This window comes from Desulfobulbus sp. (assembly GCF_031547805.1).
In the GTDB taxonomy this organism is placed as follows: Bacteria; Desulfobacterota; Desulfobulbia; order Desulfobulbales; family Desulfobulbaceae; genus Desulfobulbus.
Genome location: NZ_JAVBRQ010000021.1, coordinates 1 through 11,571, shown reverse-complemented (window position 1 = coordinate 11,571; position 11,571 = coordinate 1). Strand labels below are relative to the sequence as shown.

Sequence of the window (11,571 nt, the reverse complement as noted above, 5' to 3'; positions counted from 1 at the left end):
TTCGTCGAGGCCCTGCGGCCCCGGCGAGACAAATCAGACGTTTTGCAGTTTGGGTTCCAGGTAATCGATGCAACTGGTCAGGGTGGCGAGTTGCGGATATTCGTCTTCCGGGATTTGCAGTTTGTAGCGCTTGCGCAACTCCATGACGATATCGAGAAAATCCATGGAATCAAGGTCCAGCTGGTCCCGCAGGGGAGCACCGGCATCAAGGCTGGCGAAATCGGCTTCTTCGTCAATATCGGCTATGATTTCAAGGAGAACGTCCTTGATCTCGTCACGGCTCATGCTTCGGTTCCTTTATGTGAAATAACAAATACGCATCCGTACCCAGGCGCAAATGAGTAGAAATACCACAACTTTCCTCAGTTTGCCACAAATCTCTCGACTATCACCACTGAATTTATCCCCACCATGCCAAACGAATTGTTGAGAATGGCGTCCACCCGGTCGAGTTGCTTGGGGGTATTGGCCACCAGGCCGGGCAAATCGCATTCCGGATCGAGATGGTCCAGGTTGATGGTGGGATGGACCTGGCGATCGACAAAAGCGGGCAGGTTGCCGGCCAGTTCGAGCACCCCCGCCGCCCCCATGGCATGGCCGATGCTCGACTTGGTGTTGTTCACCCAGGTGTTGGCGCAGCCGGCAAAGGTTTCGCGCAGGGCGTTGCATTCCTCGATATCGCCCTGCCGGGTGCCGGTGGCATGGGTATTGACGATGGTGATCTCCTCCGGCCGCAGGCCAGCGCGGGCCAGGGCCGCCTCCATGCATTGCCGTTGCCGGGGGCCGTGGGGCAGGACGAAATCCCGCGCATCCGAGTTCATGGCATAGCCGGTCAACTCGCCGTAGATGGCGGCCCCACGGGCCAGGGCCCGGTCCAGGCGTTCCAAGGCGAAGACGCAGCCGCCTTCGGAAATGACGATGCCGTTGCGATCGCGGTCAAAGGGGCGGCTCGCCTTGGTCGGATCCCGGTGTTCGGCCAGGGCGCCTTGGGCGCGGAAGGAAGCGAAGATGCCGAACGAGCCGACGCACTCGGAAATGCCGCCGCAAAGGGCCAGATCGACCTCGCCCAGGCGGAGCATCTGCATCCCCTGGATCAGAGCGGCGTTGCCGGCGGCGCAGGCGGCGCCGATGGAGTAGTGCGGCCCGGTGATGCCGAGATTCATGGTGATCTCGCCGGCCGGATTGTTCAGGACCGTGCGGGGATTGTGGTGGTGGGTCCAGTAGTTGACGTCGTAGCCGTATTGGCCGATGTTGTAGACCTCGTTCTCCGTTTCCACCGTGCCGTGCTCGGTCAGTCCGATATAGACGCCGGTGGCGGCCCGGTCATAGGTGGAGAAATCGATTTTCGCATCGACCAGGGCCTCGTTGGCACAGTACACGCCGATGCAGCCAGCCCGGGTGCCCCGGTTGTTTTCCCGTTTCTTGCGATAGCGGGTTTCGGCGAATCGGCAGACCCCGGCCGGATGCACCCCCATGTAGCGTAAATCGATGGTGGAAATACCGCTGACCCCGGCCAGGAGATTGGCCCGGAACTCAATCAGGTTGGCCGCTCCCGGCGCGGTCAGGCCCACGCCGGTGATTACGATTCGTTGGTGTTCTGGAAGTTGCAGCATGGCGGAATAAACGGTTCAGACCCGGGCCAGGCCTTTGATGATACTGACCACGCTGCCGATGGCCTCGTCGAGCTTGTCGGGCATGGTGCCGCCGGCCTGGGCCATGTCGGGCCGGCCGCCGCCCTTGCCGCCGACGATCGTCGCCACCCGGTTGACCAGGTCCCCGGCCTTGATCCGGTCGGTCAGGTCCTTGCTGACCATGGCCAGCAAGGCGGCCTTGCCTTCGAACTCGCCACCGAGGACGATAATCCCCTGCGGCATCCTGTCGCGGATCTTGTCGCCGATCTCCCGCAGGGTCTTGGGGGAATCGAGCGGCACCCGGCTGGCCACCACCGGCATGGAATCGACCTCGACGCTTGCAGCCAGCAGCTGGTCGAGATCGGACAGGGCCATGGTGGCGTTGAGGGCGGCGATTTGCTTTTCCAGTTCCTTTTGCCGCTTGAGCAGGCCCTGGATCTTGTCGACCGCGCCTTCCAGCGGCCCGGAAATGACCGCGCTGATCGCCGAAGCCTGCCGGGCCAGCTCCTGCACCCAATGAACCGCAGCGGACCCGGTGAGGGCCTCGATCCGGCGAACCCCAGCGGCGATGCCGGTCTCCATCACGATCTTGAACAGGCCGATGTCGCCGGTCATGCGGGCATGGGTGCCGCCGCACAGCTCCTTGCTGAATGCGCCGATGCTCACCACCCGCACCTCCTCGCCGTATTTTTCGCCGAACAGGGCGGTGGCGCCCTCGGCAATGGCCTGTTCGCGCCCAAGCAGGTTGGTGGCCACCGGAATGTTCTTGCGGATCTCGGCATTGACCATCTGTTCGATGGTGCAGATTTCCCCGTGGGTCAGCGGCGAAAAATGGGTGAAGTCGAACCGCAGACGGTTGTGGTCGACCGCTGATCCGGCCTGTTTGACATGGTCGCCCAGCACCTTTTTCATCGCTGCCTGCAAAAGATGGGTGGCGGTGTGGTTCAGCACGGTGTCGCCCCGCCGTTCGGCCACGGTCAGTTCGACCCGGGTGCCGACCGCCAGGCTTCCCTGGACCAGCCGCCCCTCGTGCAGGATCAGCCCGTCCACCGGGGCCAAGGTCTTGTCCACCACGAACCGGCCGTCCGGCCAGGTGATCTCGCCCTGGTCGCCGACCTGCCCGCCCGATTCGGCATAAAAGGGGGTCTGGGCGCAGAACAGGCGCAGCGTCTCCCCGGCCCGGGCCTCGGTCACCAGTTGCCCGGCGGCGTTGACCATCCCCTCCACGGTCGAAACGCCCTGAGTGGCGCCGTACCCGATAAACTCGGCTTTTTTCCCCTGGCTGCCCAGTTCGATGATGCCCGCCTCGAGATGGTCGACGTCGCTGCCTTTCCAGGATTTGCGCGACTGCTCGCGCTGCTGCTCCATGGCCGTGGCGAATCCGGGCTCGTCGAATCCCACCCCGCGCTCGATGGCCACGTCGCGGACGATGTCCACCGGAAAACCGTAGGTATCGTAGAGCTTGAAGATGAACTCGCCCGGAATGACCGCCCGGTCGCCATCCGCCTTCCGCAGCCGTCGGATTTCCTGGTCGAGCTTATTGAGGCCGTGATCCAGGGTTTCTCCGAAACGCTCCTCCTCGTTGGTCACCACCTTGGCCAGCAGTTCGGTGGTATGGGCGAGATGGGGGTAGGCGTGTTGCATTTCCTCGGTCACCAGGGCACAGACTCCGGGGAAAAAAGAACTCAAGCCCAAGGCGCGGCCGTAGCGGATGGCCCGCCGCATGATCCGGCGCAGGACATAGCCCCGGCCCTCGTTCGAGGGCAGGACGCCATCGGCCACCAGAAAGGTGGTGGCCCGGGCATGGTCGGCGATGACCCGCATGGAGACGTCGTCGGCCTTGTCGGCGTGGTAGGGCTTGCCCGAAAGCTTGGCCACATGGTCGATGATCGGGGTGAACAGGTCGCAGTCGTAGTTGTTGGTCTTGCCCTGCAGCACCGCCGCCACCCGCTCCAGTCCCATGCCGGTGTCGATGGAGGGCTTGGGCAGCGGCGTCATGGTGCCGCTTTCGTCCCGGTAGAACTGCATGAACACCAGGTTCCACAGTTCGAGGAAGCGGTCGCAATCGCAGCCCAGGGCGCATTCCGGCCGGCCGCAGCCCACTTGCGTCCCCTGATCGATATGGATCTCGGAGCAGGGACCGCAGGGACCGGTGTCGCCCATGGCCCAGAAATTGTCCTTCTCGCCCATGCGGACGATGCGCCCCTTGGGCAGGGTGTCGATCCGCTCCCACAGGGCATAGGCCTCGTCGTCGTCGTTATAGACCGTGACCCACAGGTGTTGGGGGTCGATCTTCAATTTCTCGGTGAGGAATTCCCAGGCAAAGGCGATGGCCTCCTGTTTGAAATAATCGCCGAAGGAAAAGTTGCCCAGCATTTCGAAGAAGGTGTGGTGGCGGGCGGTGTAGCCGACGTTTTCCAGATCGTTGTGCTTGCCGCCGGCCCGGACGCTGGCCTGGGCGGTGGTGGCCCGGACATAGGGCCTAGTTTCCTCGCCCATGAAGACTTTTTTGAACTGGACCATGCCCGAGTTGACAAAAAGCAGGGTGGGATCGTCGATGGGCACCAGGGAGGAGGCGGGTACCCTGGTGTGCCCCTTGCTCTCAAAAAACTCCAAGAAGGATTGTCGAATGTCGTTACCGGTCATTGCGTCGTCAGAGCGTTTATTTTTCCGGGAAGGGCGGCCCGGTCCGCTGCGCGCCCCCGCCTTCGGCGCGGACAGGCGCAACAAAACACGCCAATGCGGGCATTCTCACCGCAAAGTTTTCCATGATACCATGAAATGAAATGTTGCAAAGGAAAAACGGCAACCGGGGTATATCAAGAACCCGACCGGCAAAAGCGGGGCATTTGCCGGTCGGGAGGCGGGCGGGAGCGCGACCGCCGGAGGTCGCGCGATGGGGCGGCTGGGGCCGGATCAGCCCATTTGCTTCTTGGCCTCGACCAACTGCTCGACCACGGTCGGGTCGGCCAGGGTCGAGGTGTCGCCGAAGTTGGCGAAATCGTTGGCCGCAATCTTGCGCAGAATGCGCCGCATGATCTTGCCCGACCGGGTCTTGGGCAATCCCGGCGCCCACTGAATGACATCCGGGGTGGCGATGGGGCCGATTTCCTTGCGCACGTGCTGTCGCAACTCGGCCCGCAACTCCTCGCTTTCCTCCGCCCAGGACATCAGGGTGACATAGGCGAAGATCGCCTGGCCCTTGATCGGATGCGGCATGCCGACCGCCGCGGCCTCGGCCACCGCCTCGTGCGCCACCAGGGCGGACTCGATCTCCGCCGTGCCGAGCCGATGCCCGGAAACGTTGATCACGTCGTCGAGCCGGCCCATGATCCAGAAATAGCCGTCCTCGTCCCGGCGGGCTCCGTCCTCGGGATCGTAGGTGTCCGGATAGCGGCTGAAATATGCTTTCTTGTACCGCTCGGGATTGCCGAAGACGCCGCGAAGCATGCCCGGCCACGGCTTGCGGATGACCAGATGCCCGCCTTCGTTGGGACTGGCCTCCTTGCCCTCCTCGTTGTAGATGGCCGCATCGACGCCGGGCAGCGGCAAGCTGGCGGAACCGGGCTTGAGCGGCGTTGCGTACGGCAGCGGCGAAATCATGATGCCGCCGGTCTCGGTCTGCCACCAGGTATCGACGATCGGCAGCTTTTCCTTGCCCACATTGACATGATACCACATCCAGGCCTCGGGATTGATCGGCTCGCCCACCGAACCGAGAACGCGCAGGCTGGACATGTCCCACCTCTGGGTCGGTTCGATGCCTTCGCGCATCAGCGCCCGGATGGCGGTCGGCGCGGTGTAGAAGATGTTAACCTTGAATTTCTCGACGATTTTCCAGAAGCGGTCCGGACCGGGATAGTTGGGCACGCCTTCGAACATCAACGTGGTGGCCCCCAGGCCCAGTGGCCCGTACAGGATGTAGCTGTGGCCGGTGATCCAGCCGAGGTCGGCGGTGCACCAGTAGACGTCGTCGTCCTTCAGGTCGAACACCCACTGGACGGTATGCATGGCATAGGTCAGATAGCCGCCGGTGGTATGGACCACGCCCTTGGGCTTGCCGGTGGAACCGGAGGTGTAGAGGATGAAGAGCATGTCCTCGGCATCCATGGATTCGGGCGGACAGAACGAGGTGATGTCGGCGGCGTTCACCTCCTTGTGCCACCAGCAATCGCGGCCGTCCTTCATCTCGATCTCGATGCCGGCCCGGCGGACGACCAGGCAGGTCTCGACGCTGGGGCAGGTCTCCAGGGCCTCGTCGGCATTGCCTTTCAGGGGGATGGCCTTGCCGCCGCGCAAAACCGCGTCGGCGGTGATCAGCACCTTGGCGTGACAGTCCTCGATCCGGCTCTGGAGGGCCACGGCGGAAAAGCCGCCGAACACCACCGAGTGCACCGCGCCCAGCCGGGCGCAGGCCAGAAGCGAAATGGCCAGTTCGGGGACCATGGGCAGATAGATGGCGACCCGGTCACCCTTTTGCACACCCTTTTTCTTGAGCACGTTGGCGACCCGGCAGACCTCGTCGTGCAGCATCTGATAGGTGTAGATGCGGACGTCCTCTTCCGGCTCGCCCTGCCAGATGATGGCGGCCTTGTTGCGGCGGCCGTCGGTGAGATGGCGGTCCAGGCAGTTGGCCGAGATGTTGAGCCGGCCGCCCTGGAACCATTTGACCTCGGGAATGGACAGATCGTATTCCAGCACCTTGTCCCATTTTTTGTCCCAGGTGACCAGCTCCTCCGCCCGTTTGGCCCAAAAATCCTCGGGATTTTCCATGGAGTGCGCATAGGCCTTTTTGTACTCGTCCATCGACTTGATCCAGGCCTGCTCGCGCCCCTTCTCCGGCGGCTGGAACACCTTGCCTTCTGCCAACAAACTGGTGATTTTGTCTTCCATTGCACTCATGATAGTCCCCCTCAACGTAAGGCTGTGTCACAAATCCATGCCGTCCACTGAAAAACAGGCGGCGGGCAGGGCCAGTCCCCCAGGAATGCATCCGCTGTTTCCATGTGCCACATTGAAGGCGTACACCGGCAAGCCATGGTCGTTGCGGCGCCCGAATTTCCTGGGGCGGCAATCCAAAACTCAATATGTACAGAAATTTTTCGAAAAAAGAAAACGTTTACCGAGGGCCAATCCGTTGAAAACGCATTTTCCCGGCTGAAAAGTTCCGCCCTTGCCCCAGCCGGCGGCCAGGCATCAGCATAACCGTGGACAAGCATCAATTTCCCTGCTGTTTCGAGGCGATATCCGAACAGGTCCCGATGCGTCGGATGCCCGCTGCGCCGCAAACATTTCGCAAGCGATTGACGGAACGCTTCGCATCCCTTACCACTGTTTCCAGACAACCAGCCGCTGCCGCGCCCGTCCCTCCCATCGGACCGGCCGGCGTTTTGCACCAGGAGGTATTGTATGATCATCGACGATTGGATTCATGTCGCGGCCGGCACATTCATTTTGCTTTCCCTGGTCCTGGGGGTCGACAGCCCTGCCAATCCCCTGTTCGTCAGCCGCTATTGGCTGCTGCTGGCCGTCCTGGTCGGCGCCAATCTCCTCCAGTTCGGCTTCAGCAAGTTCTGTCCGTTGGCAGTGGTCTTGAAAAAACTGGGCATCCCGGCAACGAGATCCCCAAAAATCTGAGGAACGGAGCCGGGGCTTTTCAGCCGCGCCCGGCAAGGGCACGGCCGCGCCGCAGCCGGGGGAGACAGCACAGGGCCGCCAGAGCCAGTCCGACGATCAGGTAGAGGGGGAAAAAAACCATCGCCTCCTTAAACGCCTGGTCGGCAATGAGATTCGGCGGCAAATCGGGATACAGGCCGGTCCGGTCGTGGCGCAGCACCTGGATCACCCCGGCGTAGATCAGGCCGATGCAGCCGTAGGCCGCGTTGAACACCAGCCCCTTGAAACTCAGGACCGTGGCCCGTTGCGCCGAATCGGTGAGTGCGTTCAGGTAGTGGCTGGTGAAATAGCTGGTCAGGGTCAGGCCGGTGAAGACCAGCATCATCGGCAGCGCCCCGAAATAGGGGATGAAAAGCGGCAACAGCGCCAGGGAGGCCAGCGACAGGCAGCCGAGCGCCAGCACGTTGCCGCCGGGCGGCAGGCGCTCGGCCATGATCCGGGCCAGGCGGGGGACGAACAGCCCGAGCACCGCGGCCGCCGAACCCAGCAGGCCGAAGCTGGCCTCGGGCAGGTCGATCAGCCGGTAGTATTCGCTGGTCAGGGTCGCGAGCATCCGCAGGGTATGGTCGAACACCGTGGCAAACAAAATGACGGCCAGGACCATGGGGGTGGCCAGAATCCATTTGCCGGCCTGGAAAATCAGGCGGATTCCCGCCCGCAAAGTGGTGGTCGCGGCCCGTGGTCCGGCTTGTCCCGCCACTCCTTCGGGCTCCCGCATCCGCCAGGTGACCGCCAGGGCCAGCAGGCCGAACAACAGGGTCAGGTACAGCGGAAAGCGCATGGTGTCCTGGAGGGTGACAGCCGTGCCGGGGACCAGCCAGCCGATCACCCGGTTGACCGCTTCCGGGTCGTAGACCAAGGCTCCGGCGGTCATGGCAAAGATATAGCCGACGCTCTGGGCGCGCATCTGCATTTCCAGCACCTTGGGCCAGGCCGTGGCCTTGCCGTGCGCGACCAGGGTATCGTAAGCCAGGGCCTCGTCGGCGCCGCTGGCCATGGCCTCGGCCAGGCCGCTCAATACCCGGTTGGCGAGAAAGGCCCAGAAAACGAGCCGGGGATTGCCCAGCGGCACAAAGGCGATGAGCGCCATCTCGGCAATCATCAACAAGGAGGTGGCGATCAGCAGCACCCGCCTGCCCAACAGGTCGGCCAAGGCGCCGGAGGGGACCTCCGCCAGCACGATGGTCACCGCCCAGACGGTGTTGAGCACCGCGAACTGCTCCAGGCTCAGGCCGAAATCGAGAAAAAGGACGGTAAAGACAGGGTAGTAGAATCGGGCGTTGAAGAGAACGCGAAAGGCAATGAACAGGCGGATGTTGGGCATCGCGTAAAGAAAGGAGGCGAATTCCGCCGGTCCTGCTGCCCTTGTTGCCACCGCACCCACCTCGCATCCCTTGAGTTTTTCGCCGGGTCGGCCCGCCATCGGGCCCAGGGACGGCGCCCGCCCAAAAAAACAACCCCGGCCGTTTGCATCCACCGACAGGACGAAACGGACGAGGTTGCGGCAATCGATCCGGCGCGGCCCGAAGACCGGCGCCGGTCAAAACATCCTGGCGGACGGGGCGGTCACATCCGGCGATACAACTCCAGCACCCATTCCTTGGTCACGACCCGCTGCCAATCCTTGCCGAAGCAGTTCTCCCACAACGGCACCAGGCCCAGGGCGACGTTGGCCATGGTGTCCATGGCCGCCTCGTCGAGCTTGGCGGTCAGGTTGCGCGGCAGGCGAATGTCGTGCTTCTCCATCATCCGGCGGAATTCCTTGACCCCTTCCGGATAAACCTCCTCCAGATAATCGAAGGCGATGCAGCAGCCGATGCCGTGATGGACGCCGAGCACGAAGGACAGCCCGTAGGACAGGGCGTGGCAGGCGCCGACCTGGGAATAGGCGATCGACATGCCGCCGAAGTAGGAGGCCATCATCAGCTTGTCGTCCTTGTCGGCACGGTCTTCGAGGAAGACCTGGCGGCACAGCTCGAGCGATTTTTCGCCGTAGGCGCGGCTGAATTCGTTGAGGTAGGTGCCGTTGAGGGATTCGACATCGTGGATGTAGCAGTCCATGCCGGTGTAGAACCACTGATCCTTGGGCACGCCGGCCAGCAGTTCGGGATCGAGCACGATCTGGTCGAAGAGGGTGAAGTCCGAATTGATGCCCAGCTTCTTGACCGGACCGGTGAGCACGGTGGTGCGGGAAATCTCGGCCCCGGTGCCGGCCAGGGTCGGCACGGCGGCGTGATACACCGCCGGATTCTTGATCAGGTCCCAGCCCTGATAGTCGGCGGCCGATCCGGGATTGTTGAGCATCAGCGACACCGCCTTGGCGATGTCCATGGTGGCGCCGCCGCCGATGCCGATGACGCCGGCCGGCTTCCGCGGGCAATAGGCCTGGACCTGGGCGACCAGCTGGTCGATGTAGCCGGTCTTGGGCTCGTCGTCGACGTTGACCGGCAGCAGCATGTCGCCTTTTTCCATGGGCAGGCGGCCTTCCAGCGGCCGGCCCTTGAACACGTCGTCGAGGACGAACACCATGTAGGCATCGGGCGTCGTCCGCCTGGGTTTGAGGATATCGCCCAACTGGTTGAAGCAACCTCGGCCGAAAACAATCTGGGGGACTATTTTGAAATTTCTGTACATCGGATATGGTACCTGCTGAAGGAACACGAGTTGGCCGGCACGACCGGGCTCAGTGGAGCCGGCCGCCATGCCGGAGGTGGCAACGAAGAAACGTTGCATTTGTACCAGATGACGGCCTAAATCTCAAGAATGATGTCGGCTGCCGCCAGGAGTGACCGCCCCGGCCGCAAACCCGATTCGGGACGAACCATGAAGGAAATCGAAGTATTGACCAGGGAACTGTACGCCGACACCCCCCAAGGCACCCTCTACCATTACACCACCTTCAGCGGCCTGCTCGGCATCGTCAACAGCCGGGCGCTCTGGGCCAGCGACATCCGTTACATGAACGACTCCGCCGAACTGCGCCACACCGCCAACCTGATCGCCGCCGAGGTGCGCGAGCGGATCGACAGCGGCCACGCCGACTCCGGCCTGCTGTCCCTGTTCGTCGACTGGGTCTCGCACCGGATCACCAACGGCCGCATGCTGTTCGGGGCTTCCTTCCGCTCGCACGGCAACCTGCTGAGCCAGTGGCGGGGCTACAGTTCGCCGGGCAGGGGGGTCAGCCTGGGATTCGATCCCGACTACATTCTGCGCTGCGCTAAGCGGCAACGGTTCATGATCGGCAAGTGCATCTACGAGCCGGCGCGGCAGCGGGCCCTGATCCGGCAAGTGGTCGACGCGGTGGAAGAACTGGCCGCCGGACTGGCCCGCGAGGACTGTCCGGCCGGCGAGCGGAGCACCCTGTACCGCTCGGCCTTTTCGGCCGTGGAGACCGACCTGTTGCGGATCGCGGCCATCCTCAAGCATCCGTCGTTCCGCGAGGAAAAGGAATGGCGCGTCGTCTCGCCGGTGTTCGCCAACAGAGCCGACTCGCCGATTCTCTTCCGCGAGGGGCACGCCATGCTGGTGCCCTACATCGAATTCGACCTCAGCCTGGACGGCCGGCCGCTGGTCATGGACCACCTCTATCTGGGGCCCACGGCCAATATCAATATCTCGATGAATTCCCTCGGAATGTTTCTGGAGCAAAACGGCATCGTGCCGCAACGCGGCATCGAGTACTGCCAGATCCCGTTCCGTCAACGGTAGCGATAGCGGCGGCTACGCGAAACTCGCGTCAAGCGTAAAATTGTAACCGCTGATATTATTGGGAACTCAAGTTTCTGAGTTGAGTTAACTTACCGTTATTATGTTTGTACTGCGGGCTAACCTTTTCCCTGTTTGCAGGATATCAACGGCAAAGTCCATGACTGTATCAACAAGGGCCAGCACTGCATTTTCGGTGATGAGACCAGCAGCTCTGACTGTATCCAGGGCGAGGCTGAGCAGCCGTTGCATGGCTTCGGCCAGGTTCAAATCCTGCTGCTCTTAACTGCAGGCGTAAAAGAGCGAGCCAAGGGTGCGGGGATCGTCATGACAGCGTTGCTCGAAAGCCAGAAACACATAGCGGCTCATGACAAGGGTGATATGGCCGATGAGACCGTCAAAATCCCGCAGTTGGACTTCCCGCTCGAGGTTGAGGTAGTGTTTCATCATCTTGAAGAACACCTCGATATCCCATCGCTTGCCGTAAATACGGACAATTTCCTCGTCGGCAAGGTCGATCTTGGTCGAGAGGATGGCCAGCCACTGGCGTTTGTGGCGG

The 11,571-nt window shown here is 62.4% G+C and carries 8 protein-coding genes and 1 pseudogene; 2 read left to right on the top strand and 7 right to left on the bottom strand.

Annotated features, from left to right (window positions below; translation table 11 throughout):
• Positions 1-33: 33 nt before the first annotated feature.
• From RMR13_RS08145 to acs, 4 genes are all read right to left on the bottom strand, one after another.
• Positions 34-285 carry an acyl carrier protein gene (locus RMR13_RS08145; RefSeq protein ID WP_310600143.1) on the bottom strand — a complete coding sequence of 84 codons (252 nt, stop codon included), beginning with the start codon at positions 283-285 and terminating at the stop codon, positions 34-36.
• 77 nt (positions 286-362) lie between these two features.
• The gene (locus tag RMR13_RS08140; protein ID WP_310600142.1) at positions 363-1,613 is read right to left on the bottom strand and encodes a beta-ketoacyl-[acyl-carrier-protein] synthase family protein; all 1,251 of its coding nucleotides are present in this window, start codon (positions 1,611-1,613) and stop codon (positions 363-365) included.
• Between the two features lie 15 nt (positions 1,614-1,628).
• The gene (gene alaS, locus RMR13_RS08135; RefSeq protein WP_310600141.1) at positions 1,629-4,277 is read right to left on the bottom strand and encodes an alanine--tRNA ligase; all 2,649 of its coding nucleotides are present in this window, start codon (positions 4,275-4,277) and stop codon (positions 1,629-1,631) included.
• A 270-nt stretch (positions 4,278-4,547) separates the two neighbouring features.
• On the bottom strand, positions 4,548-6,533 hold the full coding sequence (acs, locus tag RMR13_RS08130) for an acetate--CoA ligase (protein ID WP_310600140.1): 1,986 nt from the start codon (positions 6,531-6,533) through the stop codon (positions 4,548-4,550).
• A 507-nt stretch (positions 6,534-7,040) separates the two neighbouring features.
• On the opposite strand from acs, the gene RMR13_RS08125 reads away from it, so the two are divergent.
• Positions 7,041-7,268 (top strand): DUF2892 domain-containing protein, encoded by a 228-nt coding sequence (locus tag RMR13_RS08125; protein ID WP_310600139.1) that lies wholly within the window; start codon positions 7,041-7,043, stop codon positions 7,266-7,268.
• Between the two features lie 19 nt (positions 7,269-7,287).
• On the opposite strand, the gene RMR13_RS08120 is transcribed toward RMR13_RS08125, so the two are convergent.
• A complete protein-coding gene (locus RMR13_RS08120) occupies positions 7,288-8,682 on the bottom strand; it encodes an MFS transporter (RefSeq protein ID WP_310600138.1) in 1,395 nt (464 codons plus the stop codon).
• A gap of 191 nt (positions 8,683-8,873) precedes the next feature.
• Positions 8,874-9,941, bottom strand: coding sequence for an iron-containing alcohol dehydrogenase family protein (locus RMR13_RS08115; protein ID WP_310600137.1), 1,068 nt, complete (start codon positions 9,939-9,941; stop codon positions 8,874-8,876).
• Between the two features lie 189 nt (positions 9,942-10,130).
• Here RMR13_RS08115 and RMR13_RS08110 point away from each other — a divergent pair, with 189 nt between their 5' ends.
• Complete coding sequence (locus tag RMR13_RS08110; RefSeq protein ID WP_310600136.1) at positions 10,131-11,015, top strand: DUF2971 domain-containing protein; 885 nt, start codon at positions 10,131-10,133, stop codon at positions 11,013-11,015.
• A gap of 84 nt (positions 11,016-11,099) precedes the next feature.
• Here RMR13_RS08110 and RMR13_RS15380 read toward each other — a convergent pair.
• Positions 11,100-11,571 (bottom strand): annotated as a pseudogene (locus tag RMR13_RS15380) (IS4 family transposase); the annotation flags it as partial.